Below are 17,813 nucleotides of genomic sequence, written 5' to 3'. Positions count from 1 at the left end.
CCGCGGTGCGGCGCCGTGATCCGGCCGGGAGCCAAGCGGGTGCTCGCCCTGTGGTGCCCGGACTGGCCCGCGGTCGCCGCGGCGGCGGTGGCAGGCCTGCCCGCGACACGGCCGGTGGCGGTGCTGTTCGCCAACCGGGTGGTGGCCTGTTCGGCGATCGCGCGAGCCGAAGGGGTGCGCCGCGGTTTGAAGCGCAGGGAGGCGCAGGCACGCTGCCCCGAGCTGTTCCTCGCGCAACAGGATCAGGATCGGGACGCGCGACTGTTCGAACCGCTGGTCGCCGCGGTGGCCGCGACGGTGCCCGGTGTGGAGGTGCTGCGCCCCGGCCTGCTCGTGCTCGGCGCGCGCGGCGCGGCGCGGTTCTTCGGATCCGAGGAGGCGGCAGCCGAGCGCCTGGTCGACGCGGTGGCAGCGGCCGGGGCGGAAGCGCAGATCGGGATCGCCGACGAGCTGTCCACGGCGGTGATCGCCGCCCGCCGCGCCGCGATCGTGCCCGCGGGGGAGGGGGCACGGTTTCTCGCACCGCTACCGGTGGGGGAACTCGCGGTCGAACCGAGCCTGGCCGCCCCGGAACGCGCCGATCTGGTCGATCTGCTGCACCGCTTGGGGCTACGCAGGATCGGCGATTTCGCCGTGCTCTCCGCGGCGGAGGTCGCCTCCCGGTTCGGCACCGACGCCGTGCTCGCGCATCGCTGTGCCAGGGCCGAGCCGGAGCGTCCGCCGTCCGCGCGGCAGCCACCGCCGGATCTGGTGGTGGAGTACCGCTGTGATCCGCCGATCGAGCGGGTAGACGCGGCCGCCTTCGCCGGTCGCCTGCTCGCCACCCGGCTGCACAGCGCGCTCGCGGATGCCGGGCTGGCCTGCACCAGGCTTTCGGTGTACGCGGAAACTGCGGCGGGGGAACATCTTTCGCGAATCTGGCGCTGCGCCGAGCCGCTCACGCCGGAGGGCACGGCGGATCGGGTGCGCTGGCAGCTGGACGGCTGGCTCACCCGGCGCGACGGTGCGCGGCCCACCGCGCCGATCACCGTGCTGCGGCTGGAACCGGTCGAGGTGGTCACGGCGGGCGCGCTGCAGCTCGGCTTATGGGGCGGGGACGGGGAAGAGGACGAACGCGCCCGCCGCGCGCTCATCCGAGTGCAGGGTCTGCTCGGCGGGGAAGCGGTGCGTGTCGGCGTGCTGAGCGGCGGACGCGGCCCCGCCGAACGAATCACCATGGTCACGCTGGGTGACGAACTCGTCCCCGCCGCCGACCCCGCGCAGCCATGGCCGGGCCGGCTGCCCGAGCCCGCCCCCGCCGTGATCCTGATGAACCGTCCGCTGGTGCGACTGGAAGCCGCCGACGGCGCGCCCGTCAAGGTCACCGACCGCGCCCTGTTCGACGCCGACCCCGCGCTGTTGCGCTGGGGGAGCAAACAGTGGCGGCTCATCGGCTGGGCCGGCCCGTGGCCGGTGGACGAACGCTGGTGGGCCCCCGATGTGGACGACGCGGAATTCACTGCCCGCGCACAGGTCCAACTCGACGACGCCCCCGCCGCCAGCCGGGTGCTGCTGCTGGTCTATCACGACGAAACCTGGCACGCCGAAGGGATTTACGGCTGAGAGGCTTCATTCCGGGCGCGACCACACGGTCGCCAACGTGAACGGATGTCCGCGCAGGGCGGCCCATTTCGGTTTGCGGGCCAGCCACGCGTCGTCGACCAGTGCCTCGGCTACCTCGGTGAGGACCCAGCCCGCGGCCAAACCGGCCGACAGGTGCTCGCTGACCAAGTGCAGGTGGGTGCTGATCGCCACCGGTTCGCCGGAAGGGTCGGTGTAATGCGTCGGCATTCCGGAAACCATGATGAATTGCGGGTGGTAGCTGACCAGTACGCAGCGCGCGCCCGGTGCGGCCAGCCGCCACGCCTCCGCGTAGAACGGCGCCAGCTCCGGTAGGTGCTCATCGATCAGCGACGCGATCACCAGGTCGTAGGCGCCTTCCGGCAGACCGGTGGCTCGCACGTCCGCTCGAGTCAGCGTGGTGTGGGCGCCGCGCTCGGCCGCCAACGCCAGCATCCCCTGGCTCACGTCGACGCCGTCGATGTGCGGTATTCCGCGGTCTCGCAACCAGGTTCCGGTTCGCCCGGTGCCGCAGCCGAGGTCGGCCGCGCGCCGCACCCGGCCGAGGTCCAGCCGTAGTCGCCCGAGCAGAGCGAGATCCATCTCGTCCAGGACGGTCTGTTCGTAGGTGGGGGCCCAACCGTCGTACCCCGTGGCCACGTCGACGGTGCGGTAGTCGCGGCGATCGAAATCGGCGAAGGAGGGCATGCGGCGAGTATTGCTCCGAGTTCGCCCACGCGCCAGGGATTTTTCGCGCCAGTCGAAACACCAATGTGGGCAACGAACTTCGCGATGGCGCGGGTATCGGACCTGGTGAGTGCCGTTCGAACTGCGTTTTCGCCGTTGGGTGATCAGCGCTACACCACGCCGGGGTATGGCATGACTGCCGGTATCCTCCTATGTCGTGGATCTGACGCTTGGCCAGGTGACATTCGGAGACGTGCGGATCGCCTATCGGGATTCGGGGGTGGGTGCGGTCAGCGACATCCCTGTGCTGCTCGTGCACGGCATGGGCGGCGACGGGTACACCTGGGACCGGTTCGCGCGTGTTCTCGTGCGATCCGGACGCCGCGTGATCATCCCCGATCTCCGCGGACACGGCCGTAGCTCACACACCGATTCCTATCTCTTCGACGAGTTCGGCGACGATCTGCTGCGCCTGTGCGACCACCTGGAACTGCCCGTGGTGGATCTGGTCGGGCATTCGCTCGGCGGTTACGCGGTGTCGCGCGTCGCGCAGGAGCGCCCGGAACTGGTGCGCAGGCTGGTCATCGAGGAATGCCCGCTCCCGCTGCGGTCCGGCGCCGAGGAATTGCGCCTGACCCGCCGGTTTCCCACCGCGCCCGAACTGTGGCACGCCACTTCCAGCCTGGTCCGGCACCCGCGCGCGGTGCTCGCCTTCGACCGCTCCATGACGAAGACCGCGCTGGAGCAGTTCCGTAAGCCGAACCCGGAGTGGTGGGACCGACTCTCCGACATCACCGCGCCCACCTTGGTGTTGTGCGGCGGACCGGGCGGCATGGTCGATCCGGAGAAACTCGCCATCCTGCAAGAAAGCATCACCGACTGCACGGTGACCACCTTCACCTGCGGCCACAGCATCCACCGCGACCGCTACTTCGACTTCGCCGCAACCGTCCGCCCATTCCTGGCGGGTTGAACCGCGAGTGGCACATGGTTGTGCCGGTCACGGACGCCTTACCAGTGCGTGCCGGGGACCCAGCGGGCGGCGCGGCGTAGGGCCGTGCCGGTGAGGCGGCGTGTGGTTGATCGGGGGCGGGGCTGGGGGTGTGGTTCGGCCGGTTCTTCGGGGGTGGTCGACTCGCCTTTGGCTGCGGGGGAGTCGGGTAGCGCGCGGTAGTAGCGGTGTAGGACGCGGTCGCGGATCTTCGGGGTGAGCAGCGCGCCGTATTCGGCGATGGTGCCCAAAGGCACGTCGATGCGCTTGGGCCGTTCGGTCAGGGCGCGCACGATGGTCGCGGCCGCCCACTCGGGCGACTCGGCGGGGCCCTGGTCGCCGCTCGGGGTGATCATGGGCGTGCGCACCAGCGGCATGTGGATGGTGGTGAACGTGACGCCGTCCGCCATGGTCTCGACGGCTGCCACCTCGGTGAACTTGTCCAGTGCCGCCTTGCTGGCCAGATATGCCGAGAACCGCGGCGTGGCCACCTGCACGCCCGCGCTGCTGATGTTGACGACGTGCCCGAACTTGCGTTCCCGCATCTGCGGCAGCAGGGCCAGCGTCAGCCGCAGCGCGCCGAAGTAGTTGACGGCCATGGTGCGTTCGAAGTCGTGCAACCGGTCGGTGGAGCGGTGGATGGCGCGGCGGATGGAGCGGCCGGCGTTGTTCACCAGCATGTCCACGTGACCGTGTTCGTCCAGGACGGTTTTGATCACCTGGTCGACGGAATCGGAATCGGTGATGTCGCAGGAGTACCCGTAGGCCGAGCCGCCCGCCGCCCTGATCTCGTCGACGACCGCGGCGAGTTCCTCACCACGGCGCGCGAGCAGGAACACGGTGGCGCCCTTGCCTGCGACCGCGAGCGCGGCCGCCCGCCCGATCCCGGAGGATGCCCCGGTGATGAGGACATGCCGCCCGGTGAGGTCGCGGTTGTGGCGCCGGCGGCGGGCGGGCTCAGCGGGGGCGTCGGTCATCGCTGCTGCTCCTTTGCAGGTCTGGTGGCCATGAACTTACTCCAAAGTAAGTTCCCTGCCAAGTGCTCTCGGTCGCATCCGGGATCGGCCGCCCCCGGTCGTCGCGGCGTGTCGCGCCGGTGCGGCCTGCCGGTTCGAGAACCGCACGCGGCCTGGGGATTTGCGAATGCGCGAAACGGATCGAACAACTCTCGAAACGTTCGAACATATGTGCGATACTCAGCGCATGTCGGACGATCGGATGGCGGAGGTGTTTGCCGCGGTGCGGCTCGGTGGCGTCGACCCCGCGGCGGGGCGACGGGCGTTGGAAAAGCTCTGGGACGAACTCGGCGAACACGGTGGGGTGTTGCAGCGCTGCGTGGTCGCACATCATCTCGCCGATCTCCAGGAGGAGCCCGCCGAGGCGCTGCGCTGGGATCAGCGCGCGCTGGCCGCGGTGTTCGGGCCCGGTGTGCCGCTCGATGAAGGCCTGCGCGGCTTCTTGCCGTCGCTCTACTTGAACCTGGCCGACAGTCATCGCCGGGTCGGCGAGTTCGAAGTGGCCAGGATGCAGTTGGCCATCGCGCGCGGGCATCTCGACGTCCTCGCCTCCGATGCCTACGGCGCGCTCATCCGGACTCGTCTGAAAGGTGTCGAGGCCGCTCTGTCCGCCGGTTCCGTGGAGCGTCTCCGGGCGTCCTGACCTGCCTGTACATCGTCCGTCTTCGAATGTATGTTCGAGACGAGGAGGTGAGTCGTGGGCTGGGGAAACGGTCCGCCCAGCTGGGCGGAGATGGAGCGGGTGCTGTCCGGGCGGCCGAGCCCCGATGTGACGTATCCGGGCGACGGCGGCGACAGTCCGGCGTGGTCGCGTAAGCGCGGCGAGTACCGGCCCGAGCCGGTGCGCCCTGTCGATGAACCGACGGTCCCGTACGCGGAGCTGCACGCGCATTCGGCCTACAGCTTCCTGGACGGTGCGAGCCAGCCGGAGGAACTGGTGGAGGAGGCGGTGCGGCTCGGCCTGACGGCGATCGCGCTCACCGACCACGACGGCTTCTACGGCACCGTCCGTTTCGCCGAGGCGGCCAAGGAATGGGGCATGCCCACCGTCTTCGGAGCCGAACTGTCGCTCGGCACGGCACTCGAACCACACGTGCCGGGCGCCGTGCGCGGGCACGCCGCCGCCCCCGACTCGGCGCCGCGCACCGGCGCGCCGGACCCGGCCGGGCCGCACCTGCTGGTGCTGGCCCGCGGCCAAGAGGGCTACCGCAGGCTTTCCCGAGAGATCGCCGCCGCGCACATGGCCGCAGGGGAGAAGGGCATCCTGCGCTACGACCTCGACACGCTCACCGCGGCGGCCGAGGGGCACTGGCACATCCTGACCGGATGCCGGAAGGGTCACCTGCGCCAGGCGCTCGAACTCGACTCGCGCGCGGGCAGCACCCGGCTCGAGCGTTCGGAAGCCGCGTTGCGGGAACTCACCGACCGCTTCGGCGCCGATCGGGTGAGCGTGGAACTCACCCATCACGGCATCCCGGAGGACGACGAGCGCAACGCTCATCTCATCGCCCTGGCCGATCGTCTCGGCCTCCCGGTGCTCGCCACCACCGGAGCGCATTTCGCCGCACCGAGCGGGCGTCGCCGAGCCATGGCGCTCGCGGCGATCCGGGCCAGGCAGAGCTTGGACGAGATAGCGGGCTGGCTGGCCCCTGCGGGCGGTGCGCACCTGCGGTCCGGGGCGGAGATGGCGCGGTTGTTCGCCGACTGCCCGCAGGCGGTGGCGAACGCGGCGGCCCTGGCTCGCGAATGCGCCTTCGACCTGCAGTTGATCGCTCCGAACCTGCCGCCCTTCGACGTGCCCGCCGGACACGACGAGCAGTCCTGGCTGCGCGAACTCGCCATGGCGGGCGCCGCGGCGCGCTACGGGACTCCCCAGGAGAACCCGGAGGCCTACCGGCAGATCGAGCACGAGCTCGCGGTGATCAACGACCTGGAATTCCCCGGTTACTTCCTGGTGGTGCACGACATCGTCAGCTTCTGCAAGGACAACGACATCCTCTGCCAGGGCCGCGGGTCGGCGGCCAACTCCGCGGTCTGCTACGCGATCGGCATCACCAATGTCGACCCGGTGCGCAACCACTTGCTGTTCGAGCGTTTCCTCTCCCCGGAGCGCGACGGCCCGCCGGACATCGACGTCGACATCGAATCCGATCGCAGAGAAGAGGCGATCCAACACGTCTACCGCAAGTACGGCCGCGAATACGCCGCGCAGGTGGCCAATGTGATCACCTATCGCGGCAAGTCCGCGGTGCGCGATGCCGCACGGGCGCTGGGCTTCTCGCCCGGCCAGCAGGACGCGTGGAGCAAGCAGGTGAGCCGCTGGACCGGCGTGGGCGCGGAGACGAACACCGACATCCCCGCCGAGGTGCTGGAACTGGCCGCCGATATCGAGGGGCTGCCGCGGCATCTCGGCATCCATTCCGGCGGCATGGTGATCTGCGACCGGCCGATCGCCGACGTCTGCCCGGTGGAATGGGCGCGCATGTCCGGCCGCAGCGTCCTGCAGTGGGACAAGGACGATTGCGCGGCCATCGATCTGGTGAAGTTCGACATGCTCGGCCTCGGCATGCTCTCCGCGCTGCACTACATGATCGACCTGGTGCGCGAGCACGAAGGCGAGACCGTCGAGCTGCACGCGCTCGACCTGGCCGAACCCGAGGTCTACGAGATGCTTTCGCGCGCGGACTCGGTCGGTGTCTTCCAGGTGGAGTCGCGTGCGCAGATGGCCACCCTGCCCCGGCTGCGCCCGCGCAGCTTCTACGACCTGGTGGTCGAGGTGGCGCTGATCCGCCCCGGCCCGATCCAGGGCGGGTCGGTGCATCCCTATATCCGCAGGCGCAACGGGGCCGAGGACGTCGTCTACGACCATCCGGCGCTGAAGAATTCGCTGGAACGCACGCTGGGCGTGCCGCTGTTCCAAGAGCAGCTCATGCAGATGGCCGTCGACGTCGCCGGATTCACCGCCGTGGAGGCCGATCAGCTGCGCCGCGCCATGGGCTCCAAGCGGTCACCGGAGCGCATGGAACGTCTCAAAGCGCGGCTCTACCAGGGCATGCGGGAGCGGCACGGCATCACCGGCGAGGTCGCCGACCGTATCTACGAGAAGCTCTACGCCTTCGCGAATTTCGGCTTTCCCGAGAGTCATTCGCAGAGCTTCGCCTCGATCGTCTACTACTCGGCCTGGTTCAAACTGCATCATCCCGCCGCCTTCTGCGCGGGTCTGCTGCGCGCCCAGCCGATGGGGTTCTACTCGCCGCAATCACTGGTCGCCGACGCGCGCAGGCACGGGGTCGTGGTGCACGGTCCCGACGTCAACGCCAGCCGCGCCGAGCCCACCCTCGAGGCGAAGGGCACCGAAGTGCGCCTCGGTCTCGCCGCGATCCGCCAGATCGGCGACGACCTCGCCGAGCGCATCGTCGCCGCCAGGGGCGAGCGACCTTACACGTCTTTCCTCGACCTGACCGGCCGGGTGGAACTCACTGTCGCGCAAGCGGAATCGCTCGCCACGGCGGGCGCGCTCGGCAGCCTGGGCAGCGCCCGCCGGGAAGCGCTCTGGGCGGCGGGCGCCGCCGCGGGTGAGCGCCCGGACCGGTTGCCCGGCACCGGCGCGTCCACCACCGCGCCCGTCCTGCCCGGGATGAGCGATCTGGAGACGGCCGCCGCCGACGTCTGGGCCACGGGCGTTTCGCCGGGCAGTTACCCGACGCAGTTCCTGCGCTCCCACCTGGACGCCCTCGGCGTCATACCCGCCTCCGGCCTGCGCACCGTGCCCGACGGCTCGCGGGTCCTGGTGGGCGGCGCGGTGACGCATCGGCAGCGTCCCGCGACCGCGGAGGGCATCACCTTTCTCAATCTGGAAGACGAAACCGGCATGGTGAACATCGTCTGCTCGCTGGGGCTGTGGCGGCGCTACCGGCGACTGGCCCAAGGCGCGGCCGCGCTGCTCATCCGCGGGCGGGTGCAGAATGCCGAGGGCGTGGTCAGCGTGGTCGCCGAACATCTGCAGCGCATGGATCTGCGGATGGCGTCCAAATCGCGCGACTTCCGTTGAGCCGGTTGCTTTAAGGAAGTGTTAGAAGCGTTCTAGAGAACCGTTATGCGCGGCTTTTCGCGCAGTGCGAACGGCTACTGTGCCAGGCATGAGGAAGCTTGCTGTGCTGTGCGTCGGCGCGCTGGGGTTGATCTTGCTCACCGGCTGCGGTGACGACAACGCGGCACCCGCTCGGGATCGGACGCCGACGATCGTCACCGGGCCGGGACCCGCGGCTCCCGCGCTCGTGCCCCCGGGGCTGCACGAGCAGGCGCCGCCCAAGCGGGAGGACAACTCCGGCGCCGAACCGACGTCCACCCGCAAGGAGGTGGTCACCGGCAGCGTCGAGATCACCGCGGACGCGCCGGTCACCGCGGCGGGCACGATCATCGACCAGGTGCGCGCCGCGGGCGGCCGAGTCGACAGCCGCACCGAGCAGCCCGGCACCGACGACACCGAGCCAAGCGCCACGCTCGTCGTCCGACTGCCCGCGGACAAGACCGACGCGTTCATCGCGGGCCTCGGCGGGGTCGGACAGATCACCCGGGTCACCACCAATCGCGACGACGTCACCATGCACTGGGAGGACCTGGACGCGCGGATCAAGGCACTGCAAGCCTCGGTCGACCGGCTGCGCGGACTCATCGCGGGCGCCACCACCACCTCCGACCTGATCGCCGCCGAGCAGGCGCTGTCCAGCCGCCAGGGTGAGCTGGACAGCCTCACCGCGCAGAAGCGCAGGCTCGACGACCAGGTCGCCCTGTCCACGCTGACCATCGACGTCACCACCGATCACAAGAACTCCGGCGACGACCCCGACAACTTCTGGGACGGCATCGTCTCCGGCTGGAACTCGCTGGTGGACTGGCTGCAGGACGCGATGGTGTTCAGCGGCAAAGCGATTCCGTGGCTGGGCTTCCTCGCGGTGGTAGCCGCCGTGCTGTGGGGGATCGTGCGCCTGGTGCGGCGGCGCAAGCCCACGCCTGGTGCGGGAGAATCGGCACCGGAGCCGGTGAGCAGCGCCTCGGATGGCGCGGAGACCAGCGCAGGAGGCAAGAGTGCCGACGGTGGTAAGGGCGACGATCAAGCCGAACAGCCGTAAGGGACCGCTGGTGGAGACCCTCGACGACGGGAGCCTGCAACTGTACGTGCGGGCTCCCGCCGTCGAAGGCAAGGCCAACAAGGCCGCCATCGAGTTGCTCGCAGGCCACTACGGAGTCCCCAAGTCCGCCGTCCGGCTGACGGCGGGTGCGACCTCCCGCTTCAAACGATTCGAAATCGACATGCCTTGACGTCGCCGCCGCAGCTCAAATGCCGCCGGGGAATCCGAGTTGGCGCCATGCTTCGTAGACGGTCACCGCGGCCGCGTTGGAAAGGTTCATGGAGCGGCGACCGGGCAGCATCGGGATGCGCAGCCGGTCGGTGATGCGCGGATCGGCCAGCACCTCCGCGGGCAGGCCGGTGGGTTCGGTGCCGAACAGCAGCACGTCGTTCTCGCGATAGGCCACGTCCGTGAACCGAGTGGTGCCCTGGGTGGTGAACGCGAAAACCCGCTCCGGGCGCAGTACCTCCCATGCCGCCGCCAGATTCGGGTGCACCGTCACCGACGCCAGATCGTGGTAGTCCAACCCGGCCCTGCGCAACTTCGGCTCCGACAGATCGAATCCCAACGGCTCGATCAGATGCAGATGACACCCGGTCCCCGCGACCAACCGGATCGCGTTGCCGGTATTCGGCGGAATGCACGGCTCATGGAACATCAGATGGAACACGACGCATCAGTCAACCAGGTCACCGGAGCCGTCCGCCCGCACCCCACACGAGTGGCACACCGCCGCGGGGAGTACTCGCGATTCGCCGCAGCCATGCGCCACTCGTCGATCACCGGACCGGTCTGCAAGAATCGGGAAGGTGACCGATGCCGATACGCCTATCGCCCGGGCCGGACGCCGCGGTTCGGGAGCGGAGTTCTTGCGTTCTCATCTGCCGATGGTCGTCGTGACGCTGGTCATCGTGGTGGCGGTGGTGTTCGTGGCGTCCGATCGTTGGCGGCGCGGGACGTTCTTCTTCGGCGGTGCGACGCTGCTGGCGGCGGCATTCCGGCTATGCCTGCCGACTACCCGGGTGGGGCTGCTGGCGGTGCGCAGCAAGCCGTTCGACGTCGGCGCGCTGACGCTGCTGGGGTCGAGCATCCTGTTCCTCGCGGCCACGATCAACACGCTCGGCGTCGGCTGAGGGCGGGCGACCCAGCGATGGCCGGGTCGCCCTTGTGCTCAGCGGGCAGCGGCGAATCGCTCGGCGAAGACCGTCCGCTCGCGCGGACGACGCCCCGGGTGCGGAGGGGCGGCGTCGCTGTAGCCGATGGTGACCAGTACCGCGATGGCGAGATCTGCCCGGTCGCCGATACCGATGGCCTGCTTCACCGACTCCGCGTCCCAGCCGTTCATCGGCGCCGAGGCCAAGCCGAGCCCGGTCGCCGCGAGCATCGCGTAGGTGGCCGCGATCATCGCGTTCTTGACGGCGTTCTCCCGCAGCAGTCCGCGCTGTTCCAGCGCCAAATACTCGGCGCGTGTGTCGAACATGGCGGTGAACTCGGCGTTCCACGCGCCGTTGCGACCGGCTAGTTCGGCGATGTCGGCGTTGCGGTCTCGCCAGGCGGCGGCGTCGGCGACGAAGACCAGCACCACCGGCGCCTCCCTCGGCTGCGGCTGGCCGAACGCCGCCTCCGACAGCGCGGCGCGGCCGGATTCGCTGGTCACCACCACGATCGACCGGTCCTGCATATTCCATGCGCTCGGCGCTTGCATCGTCAGCTCGAGCAACTCTTCGATCAGTTCGGGTGCCACCGGGTCGGGGCGATAGTGCCGCACCGTGCGACGTCCACGGATCGCATCGGCTACCGAAAGTGTCTTTGTCTCCATATTTCTAACTATCGGAGAGTCACACTCCAATGGGAAGAAGGCACTATTTGGTGCGCTACACTCTAATAGGTGCCCACTTATATAGAAGGTTCCGGCCTACCCGCCGACGTGTACTCCGCGAAGTGCCCCACGCGGGAGATCCTCGACCACATCGCGGGGAAATGGACGGTCCTGATCATCGACGCGCTCGCCGACGGCACCATGCGCTACACCGATCTGCGCCACCGTATCGATGGCATCTCCCAGAAGATGCTGACGCAGACGTTGCGGCAACTGGAGAGCGACGGTTTCGTCACGCGCACAGTGCATCCCACGATCCCGCCACGAGTCGACTACACGCTGACAGGGCTGGGGCACAGTCTGCGCACGCCGATAGCGGCGCTGCGGGAGTGGATCGAAACCAACATCAACCGCATCGAAGCGGCGCGGCGAGCCGCAGCGCTCTGAGAGTGGACGGCATCACGGCGCGAGGTACCGATCAGTGCGGGCGCGAGGGGAAGTGGACCCTTGTCAGCGTTCGGGGCGCACACCGGCGCGGGCCAGGCGCATGGTCTCGGTCAGCAGTTTGGACACCGCCGCCGCCTCGGTGAGGAATCCGTCGTGCCCGTCGCGGGAGTGCACGATCTCCAGTCCGTCGCATCCGGGCAGCAGATCGGCGAGTTCCTGCTGGGTCCGCAGCGGATAGAGCCGGTCGGAGTCGACGCCGCCGACCACGCACGGCACCGGCGTCGCCGAGAGCGCCGCCTCGATGCCGCCCCGGCCGCGGCCGACGTCGTGGCGGTTCATCGCCTCGGTCAGCAGCACATAGGTGGCGGGATCGAAACGCTTGCAGAGCTTTTCGGCCTGATGGTCCAGGTAGCTCTGCACCGCGTAGCGTCCGCCGTTCCACGGGTCCTCGTCGCCCTGCGGCTTGTTCTCGAACCGGTGATCCAGCTCGAACTCGGTGCGGTAGGTCAGGTGCGCGATCCGCCGGGCCAGCGCCATCCCCGTCGTCGGGGCGCGGCCGGTGCCGTGATAGTCGCCGCCCTGCCAGTCCGGATCGGACGTGATCGCCGCGATCTGGGTGGTCTGGGTGCCGATCTGATCGGCGGTGGCGCGGGCTCCGACCGCGAGCACCAGCGCCGCGGCGACCCGATCCGGTGCGCCGACCATCCACTCGAGCACCCGCATACCGCCCATCGACCCGCCGACCACGGCCGCGAGCCGCTCGACACCGAGCAGGTCGAGCAGAGCGGCTTCGGTGGTCACCTGATCGCGGATGGAGATCTCGGGAAAACGCGAGCCCCACGGCTTTCCGTCCGGAGCGGCAGTGGACGGCCCGGTGCTGCCCTTGCAGCCGCCGAGCACGTTCGTCGCGAGCACACACCATTCGTCGGTGTCCAGCGGCGCGCCGGGACCGACCATGCCGTCCCACCAGCCGGGCAGCGGGTGCACGCCGTCGGGCTTGCCGACGACGTGCGAGTCGCCGGTCAGCGCGTGTTCGACCAGCACGATGTTGTCCATGCCGGGGGAGAGCTCACCCCAGCGTTGTACCGCGAGGTGGACGTCCGGGATGACCGCGCCGTTCTCCAGCCGCACGTCCCCGATGGCGATGGTGCCGAGCTGTCCATCCGGGGGCGGCAGGGCGATGCCGGAGGTCCGCGCGATCGGTTCGGTGTTCACGGTCATGTCGCCGCCCCCGCGAAACCGGCGGGCGGAGGATCCGGGAGGAAGCGCACGACCCCGAACTCGGCACCACGGCTGTGCGGGGCCGACTGCGCCGGGCCTCGCTCGGCCCCGGGCGCGGTGAATTCACTCATGGTTTGCTCCCAAGCAGGTGTTCGCCGGTACAGCAGGGGTTAGCGGTGTGTGGGTAACGAACAACAACACATGCCGGCGACCTCCTGTTACGCGCTTGCTCCCGGCTCTCGGGAGCCAGGTCATCACCCGGAGCACCCCACCGCGGCTGGAGGGTTGCCGACCAGCGAGCCGGGGCTTGACGCTGGTACTCATGACCTGCCCGGCATCATAACCGGCGGGCGGTCAGCGCCCGAAATCCTCCGTCGAACTCACTGGTCCGCAGCGGTCGGTGCCCCGCAGCAGGTGCGCACGAACTCGTCGTAGGCCTCGGTGAACGCCGCCCGCCCCGCCCTGGCCGCGACCGCCAGGTCGTCGTCGAGGAACACATCGTCGGAGCACTCCATGCCGATGTGGCCGATCAGTTGCCAGGTGCCGACGATCAGCCGCACCGGGCGCGCGTCCGGCGTGGTGCCGAGGCGCTCGGCGACCACGGCGGCGATCGCGTGGTTCTTGTCGTCGGCGTGCTCCATGCTGCGCGCGCTGACCGACGGGCTGCTGCGCAGAATCCGCTGCATCTTCTGGAACTGCCGGAACGACAGCGGATCCGCCTCGCCCGCTGCGGCGGCTTCATCGACCACGTGCAGGAAGGCCTGGCGCAGCGCCCCGAGTTCGTTGCCCGTGCGGGGCAACTCGCGCAGCGTCTCGGCGATGGTCTGCCCGAAATCCTGCACGGGCCCCAGGACGATGTCTTCTTTGCTGTCGAAATAGCGGTTGATCGTGCGCGGCGAGACGTCCGCGGCGTTGGCGATCTGCTCGATCGTGGTCGCGTCGAAGCCCTGTGTGTCGCACAGATCCAGGGCCGCGGCGATGATCCGCAGCCTGGTCTGTTGCTTCTTGCGTTCGCGCAGGCCCTGGGTCGCCGGGCCGCCGGCGGCGCGGTCGGCCGCTGCGCCCGCGCCCGTCGGCGCCGATAACTCGAGCATGCCCCCATGTTAACGCAACCTGCCGTTTTCCTGTCCGTAACGGTCAAATGTCGTAACACGACATTTTGCGCTTGACGACAAATGTCGCTAGATGACAGGATTGCTCCGGACATCGAGGACGAGGAGAAGACCGTGACCGAGACCGCGACAGCGGTGCACGCGCCGCAGCGGGCGAGCGGTTCAGCGCGTTGGCTCGCGCTGGGAGTGATCGCGTTAGCCCAGCTCATGGTGGTGCTGGACGCCACCATCGTGACGATCTCGCTGCCGTTCGCGCAGCGGGATCTCGACATCAGCGACGGCAACCGGCAATGGATGCTCACCGCCTACACGCTGATCTTCGGTGGCCTGCTGCTGCTCGGCGGCAGGCTGGCCGACTACCTCGGCCGACGCCGGATCTTCATCGTCGGCCTGATCGGCTTCGCGAGTGCGTCGGCGCTGGCCGGTCTCGCGCAGACCGGCGCGGAACTGTTCGCCGGACGCGCGTTGCAGGGCGCGTTCGCCGCACTGCTGGCTCCGGCCGCGCTCTCGCTGCTGTCGGTGACCTTCACCGAACCCGGCGAGCGGGCCACCGCGTTCGGTGTGTTCGCGGGCATCTCCGCGGGTGGTGCGGCGCTGGGGCTGATCGCCGGTGGCGCGCTCACCGAATACGCCTCCTGGCGCTGGTGCCTGCTGGTCAACACGCCGATCGCGCTGATCGCGCTGCTCGGCGCGCTGGCCTGGGTGGCGAAGGACGTGCCCGCGCCGCGCAGCGGGGGATACGACGTGCCAGGAGCCGTCACCGTGACGCTCGGTCTGATCTCCATCGTGTACGGCTTCAGTCGTGCCGCCGACGACGGCTGGCTGGCGGGCAGCACGCTGGCGCTGCTGGTCGCCGGGCTGGCCTTGCTCGTCGCCTTCGTCGCGATCGAACGGCGCTCGGCGAACCCGCTGCTGCCGTTGCACATCCCGGGTGAGATCAACCGGGGCGGCGCGTTCCTCGCCGCGCTGCTCATCCCGATCGCGATGTTCGCGATGTTCCTGTTCCTGAGCTTCTACTTCCAGATCACGCTGGGCTACTCCGCCCTGAAGGCGGGCTTCGCGTTCCTGCCCTTCCCGGCGGGCATCGCGATCTCGGCGGGTGTCACCAGCGCTCTGCTGCCGAAGCTCGGCCCGCGTCCGCTGATGCTGGCCGGGGCCGTGCTGGGCGTCGTCGGCCTGGTGCTGCTGGCTCAACTGAGCTTCGGTGACAGCTTCCTCGCCGGTGTGCTGCCCGCTCAGGTGCTCATCGCGCTCGGTATGGGTCCGCTGTTCGTCGGCATGCAGACGGTCGCGCTGCATCAGGTGGAGGAAGAGGACTCCGGCGTCGCTTCCGCGCTGCTGAACGCGGCGCAGCAGGTCGGCGGGGCGGTCGGCACGGCGCTGCTGACCACCATCTCGGTGCAGGTCGCCAAGACCTTCGCGCATGACAACCCTGGCATCGACAACTTGGCCGCGCGGGCCGCGATCCACAGTTACGACGTGGCCTTCTACGTCGGCGCCGGGTTCTTCTTGGCGGCCGTCCCGATCATCGCGCTGATGATCCGGGACCGGCCGGAGAACCTGATCGAAGGTTCCGAGGACGGGGCACGGCTTCCGGTCGCGGTCTGATCCACCGGAACGAGGTCCGCGCGGCGTGCTGACGCCGCGCGGGCCTCGTCGTGTGCCAGGCGGTTGCTGTGCTGGAACGGAAGGCGGATCATGGCGGCGACGGCGGTTGCGCGGGTGCCCGCCGAGGCGCTGGAAGGCATTGCCTACCAATCGGTAGCAAAGGTGGTCCAGCTCACTCCGGGGGCTGCCCGTGCGGTGAGGACTTCGGCAGCAGTACGCTTGTCTTGTTTGCACCACATGTCCCGCCGACAACGCGGGACATATACGTTGTCTGTTGGAACAGCTGGGGTCCGCTCACAAGCGTGTTCGCCTGGCCGTGCAATGAGGGCACCATCCTAGGAGGACACGAAGATCCATGTCCAAGATCAAGGTTGAAGGCACCGTCGTAGAACTCGACGGCGACGAGATGACCCGGATCATCTGGCAGTTCATCAAGGACAAGCTGATCCACCCCTATCTCGACGTGAACCTCGAGTACTACGACCTCGGCATCGAATACCGCGACAAGACCGATGATCAGGTCACCGTCGACGCCGCCGAAGCCATCAAGAAGCACGGCGTCGGTGTGAAGTGCGCCACTATCACCCCGGACGAGGCGCGAGTCAAGGAATTCGGCCTCAAGAAGATGTGGCGGTCGCCCAACGGCACCATCCGCAACATCCTGGGTGGCACCATCTTCCGGGCCCCGATCATCATCTCGAACGTTCCGCGGCTGGTGCCGGGCTGGACCAAGCCGATCATCATCGGCCGTCACGCCTTCGGCGATCAGTACCGCGCCACCGACTTCAAGGTGTTCCAGGGCGGTACCGTCACCGTGACCTTCACCCCGGACGACGGCAGCGAGCCGATCGTGCACGAGGTCGTGAAGATGCCCGAGGAGGGCGGTGTCGTCCTGGGCATGTACAACTTCCGCAAGTCCATCGAGGACTTCGCGCGGGCGTCGTTCAACTACGGCCTGCAGCAGAACTACCCGGTGTACATGTCGACGAAGAACACCATCCTCAAGGCCTACGACGGCATGTTCAAGGACACGTTCCAGGACATCTTCGACGCCGAGTTCAAGAGCCAGTTCGACGCCGCGGGCCTGACCTACGAGCACCGGCTGATCGACGACATGGTCGCCTCCTCGATGAAGTGGGAGGGCGGCTACGTCTGGGCGTGCAAGAACTACGACGGCGACGTGCAGTCCGACACGGTGGCGCAGGGCTTCGGCTCGCTCGGCCTGATGACCTCGGTGCTGCTGACTCCGGACGGCCGCACCTGTGAGGCCGAGGCCGCCCACGGCACCGTCACCCGGCACTACCGCCAGCACCAGCAGGGCAAGCCGACCTCGACCAACCCGATCGCGTCCATCTTCGCCTGGACCCGCGGGCTCGAGCATCGCGGCAAGCTGGACAACACCCCCGAGGTCATCGGCTTCGCGCAGACCTTGGAGGACGTCGTCATCAAGACCGTCGAGGGCGGCCAGATGACCAAGGATCTCGCGCTGCTCGTCGGCGGTGACCAGGGCTATCTGAGCACCGAGGAGTTCCTCGGCGCGCTGGACGCCAACCTGGCTCGCGCGCTGCGCTGATCCCGGGGCCGAGCCGCGTCGCTCGGCCGACTCCGGCGCTGGGTGGTCACCCAGCGCCGGGCTGAACATCGGGCACCCGCCCCACCTCCGGTGGAACGGGTGCCCGGACTGTTTCGCGACCGATTCGCTGGGGGCGTCGGCCCGTCGCGCATGCCTCGCGATGTCGCCGCTTGTCAGCTCGCGCCGACTCCGGCGGGATCGAGCAGGCCCGCGAAAGCGCGGGTGAAACCGGCCGCCCCGTTGCCGCGTTCGACCTCCGTTTCGAACAGTCGCAGCAGGGGATCGAGCAGATCGGTCGCCACGCCTTGCTTGCGGCTGGCCGTGCGGATGTCGCGTGCTCGGCCTGCGCGGCGAGGGAGCCGCTGTACAGCAGTATCGGCGGATGCGCATCGCCGGGGCGCGGCGATCTTCCGGCGCGGGCATGGCCCGAGCCGATAGCTGGCACCGCGACGATGCTCGAAGGTGGCGGGCCGACTACGGTCGCCCGTCCGTATTGGGCGAATTCTCCTGTTCACCTGCGTAGTTCGTCGGCGGCACGTGGGCGAACTCACGTTCGCTGGGGAAGCGATCGCAGGCCGAGGCCGGTTACATGAACACGTGACCAGCGC

General features: G+C 68.9%; 17 protein-coding genes and 1 riboswitch. Of the genes, 10 read left to right on the top strand and 7 right to left on the bottom strand.

The window, feature by feature from the left end; genetic code table 11:
- Window positions 1-15 precede the first annotated feature (15 nt).
- Window positions 16-1,602 (top strand): DNA polymerase Y family protein, encoded by a 1,587-nt coding sequence (locus AB0L97_RS33975; RefSeq protein ID WP_364437836.1) that lies wholly within the window; start codon window positions 16-18, stop codon window positions 1,600-1,602.
- 6 nt (window positions 1,603-1,608) lie between these two features.
- On the opposite strand, the gene AB0L97_RS33970 is transcribed toward AB0L97_RS33975, so the two are convergent.
- Window positions 1,609-2,307 (bottom strand): class I SAM-dependent methyltransferase, encoded by a 699-nt coding sequence (locus tag AB0L97_RS33970; protein ID WP_364437833.1) that lies wholly within the window; start codon window positions 2,305-2,307, stop codon window positions 1,609-1,611.
- Between the two features lie 196 nt (window positions 2,308-2,503).
- On the opposite strand from AB0L97_RS33970, the gene AB0L97_RS33965 reads away from it, so the two are divergent.
- The gene (locus tag AB0L97_RS33965) at window positions 2,504-3,259 is read left to right on the top strand and encodes an alpha/beta hydrolase (protein ID WP_355079002.1); all 756 of its coding nucleotides are present in this window, start codon (window positions 2,504-2,506) and stop codon (window positions 3,257-3,259) included.
- 38 nt (window positions 3,260-3,297) lie between these two features.
- Here AB0L97_RS33965 and AB0L97_RS33960 read toward each other — a convergent pair whose 3' ends face one another.
- The gene (locus AB0L97_RS33960) at window positions 3,298-4,254 is read right to left on the bottom strand and encodes an SDR family NAD(P)-dependent oxidoreductase (protein ID WP_355079004.1); all 957 of its coding nucleotides are present in this window, start codon (window positions 4,252-4,254) and stop codon (window positions 3,298-3,300) included.
- 226 nt (window positions 4,255-4,480) lie between these two features.
- Here AB0L97_RS33960 and AB0L97_RS33955 point away from each other — a divergent pair, with 226 nt between their 5' ends.
- The 4 genes from AB0L97_RS33955 (at window position 4,481) to AB0L97_RS33940 (ending at window position 9,615) form a co-directional block, all read left to right on the top strand.
- On the top strand, window positions 4,481-4,936 hold the full coding sequence (locus AB0L97_RS33955; RefSeq protein ID WP_356964698.1) for a hypothetical protein: 456 nt from the start codon (window positions 4,481-4,483) through the stop codon (window positions 4,934-4,936).
- Between the two features lie 54 nt (window positions 4,937-4,990).
- The gene (locus AB0L97_RS33950; RefSeq protein ID WP_364437828.1) at window positions 4,991-8,344 is read left to right on the top strand and encodes an error-prone DNA polymerase; all 3,354 of its coding nucleotides are present in this window, start codon (window positions 4,991-4,993) and stop codon (window positions 8,342-8,344) included.
- Between the two features lie 88 nt (window positions 8,345-8,432).
- Window positions 8,433-9,425 (top strand): DUF4349 domain-containing protein, encoded by a 993-nt coding sequence (locus AB0L97_RS33945; protein WP_364437825.1) that lies wholly within the window; start codon window positions 8,433-8,435, stop codon window positions 9,423-9,425.
- On the top strand, window positions 9,382-9,615 hold the full coding sequence (locus AB0L97_RS33940) for a DUF167 domain-containing protein (RefSeq protein ID WP_364437822.1): 234 nt from the start codon (window positions 9,382-9,384) through the stop codon (window positions 9,613-9,615). Before AB0L97_RS33945 ends, AB0L97_RS33940 begins: the two co-directional genes overlap by 44 nt.
- A gap of 15 nt (window positions 9,616-9,630) precedes the next feature.
- Here AB0L97_RS33940 and AB0L97_RS33935 read toward each other — a convergent pair whose 3' ends face one another.
- The gene (locus tag AB0L97_RS33935; protein ID WP_355079013.1) at window positions 9,631-10,095 is read right to left on the bottom strand and encodes a tRNA (cytidine(34)-2'-O)-methyltransferase; all 465 of its coding nucleotides are present in this window, start codon (window positions 10,093-10,095) and stop codon (window positions 9,631-9,633) included.
- Between the two features lie 217 nt (window positions 10,096-10,312).
- Between AB0L97_RS33935 and AB0L97_RS33930 the strand changes: the two genes are divergently transcribed.
- On the top strand, window positions 10,313-10,558 hold the full coding sequence (locus AB0L97_RS33930) for a DUF3017 domain-containing protein (protein WP_355079114.1): 246 nt from the start codon (window positions 10,313-10,315) through the stop codon (window positions 10,556-10,558).
- Window positions 10,559-10,596: 38 nt separating this feature from the next.
- On the opposite strand, the gene AB0L97_RS33925 is transcribed toward AB0L97_RS33930, so the two are convergent.
- Window positions 10,597-11,244 (bottom strand): nitroreductase family protein, encoded by a 648-nt coding sequence (locus AB0L97_RS33925; protein ID WP_355079015.1) that lies wholly within the window; start codon window positions 11,242-11,244, stop codon window positions 10,597-10,599.
- A 69-nt stretch (window positions 11,245-11,313) separates the two neighbouring features.
- Here AB0L97_RS33925 and AB0L97_RS33920 point away from each other — a divergent pair, with 69 nt between their 5' ends.
- The gene (locus AB0L97_RS33920) at window positions 11,314-11,691 is read left to right on the top strand and encodes a helix-turn-helix domain-containing protein (RefSeq protein ID WP_364437817.1); all 378 of its coding nucleotides are present in this window, start codon (window positions 11,314-11,316) and stop codon (window positions 11,689-11,691) included.
- Between the two features lie 63 nt (window positions 11,692-11,754).
- Here AB0L97_RS33920 and AB0L97_RS33915 read toward each other — a convergent pair whose 3' ends face one another.
- Window positions 11,755-12,912: a homoserine O-acetyltransferase gene (locus tag AB0L97_RS33915; protein WP_364437814.1), complete on the bottom strand. Its 1,158-nt coding sequence runs from the start codon at window positions 12,910-12,912 to the stop codon at window positions 11,755-11,757.
- A 217-nt stretch (window positions 12,913-13,129) separates the two neighbouring features.
- Window positions 13,130-13,240, bottom strand: a riboswitch (SAM riboswitch).
- Window positions 13,241-13,292: 52 nt separating this feature from the next.
- Window positions 13,293-14,006, bottom strand: coding sequence for a TetR family transcriptional regulator (locus AB0L97_RS33910; RefSeq protein WP_355079021.1), 714 nt, complete (start codon window positions 14,004-14,006; stop codon window positions 13,293-13,295).
- 132 nt (window positions 14,007-14,138) lie between these two features.
- Here AB0L97_RS33910 and AB0L97_RS33905 point away from each other — a divergent pair, with 132 nt between their 5' ends.
- Entirely contained in the window at window positions 14,139-15,632 is a 1,494-nt protein-coding gene (locus AB0L97_RS33905) for an MFS transporter (RefSeq protein WP_355079023.1), read from the top strand.
- Between the two features lie 355 nt (window positions 15,633-15,987).
- Window positions 15,988-17,205 carry an NADP-dependent isocitrate dehydrogenase gene (locus AB0L97_RS33900; protein WP_355079025.1) on the top strand — a complete coding sequence of 406 codons (1,218 nt, stop codon included), beginning with the start codon at window positions 15,988-15,990 and terminating at the stop codon, window positions 17,203-17,205.
- A 173-nt stretch (window positions 17,206-17,378) separates the two neighbouring features.
- On the opposite strand, the gene AB0L97_RS33895 is transcribed toward AB0L97_RS33900, so the two are convergent.
- Window positions 17,379-17,507, bottom strand: coding sequence for a hypothetical protein (locus AB0L97_RS33895; protein ID WP_364437807.1), 129 nt, complete (start codon window positions 17,505-17,507; stop codon window positions 17,379-17,381).
- Between the last annotated feature and the right edge of the window lie 306 nt (window positions 17,508-17,813).

Source organism: Nocardia sp. NPDC051911 (assembly GCF_040681035.1).
GTDB classification, from domain to species: Bacteria; Actinomycetota; Actinomycetes; order Mycobacteriales; family Mycobacteriaceae; genus Nocardia; species Nocardia sichangensis.
Note: the sequence above shows the minus strand (reverse complement) of the source record. Positions and strands in the feature narration are given on the sequence as shown.

Excerpts from the sequence above, each read along its gene's own strand:
- AB0L97_RS33930 (WP_355079114.1), top strand. The coding sequence starts at position 10,313 with ATGGTCGTCGTGACGCTGGTCATCGTGGTGGCGGTGGTGTTCGTGGCG.
- AB0L97_RS33925 (WP_355079015.1), bottom strand. The coding sequence starts at position 11,244 with ATGGAGACAAAGACACTTTCGGTAGCCGATGCGATCCGTGGACGTCGC.
- AB0L97_RS33900 (WP_355079025.1), top strand. The coding sequence starts at position 15,988 with ATGTCCAAGATCAAGGTTGAAGGCACCGTCGTAGAACTCGACGGCGAC.
- AB0L97_RS33955 (WP_356964698.1), top strand. The coding sequence starts at position 4,481 with ATGTCGGACGATCGGATGGCGGAGGTGTTTGCCGCGGTGCGGCTCGGT.
- AB0L97_RS33970 (WP_364437833.1), bottom strand. The coding sequence starts at position 2,307 with ATGCCCTCCTTCGCCGATTTCGATCGCCGCGACTACCGCACCGTCGAC.
- AB0L97_RS33945 (WP_364437825.1), top strand. The coding sequence starts at position 8,433 with ATGAGGAAGCTTGCTGTGCTGTGCGTCGGCGCGCTGGGGTTGATCTTG.
- AB0L97_RS33915 (WP_364437814.1), bottom strand. The coding sequence starts at position 12,912 with ATGACCGTGAACACCGAACCGATCGCGCGGACCTCCGGCATCGCCCTG.
- AB0L97_RS33910 (WP_355079021.1), bottom strand. The coding sequence starts at position 14,006 with ATGCTCGAGTTATCGGCGCCGACGGGCGCGGGCGCAGCGGCCGACCGC.
- AB0L97_RS33960 (WP_355079004.1), bottom strand. The coding sequence starts at position 4,254 with ATGACCGACGCCCCCGCTGAGCCCGCCCGCCGCCGGCGCCACAACCGC.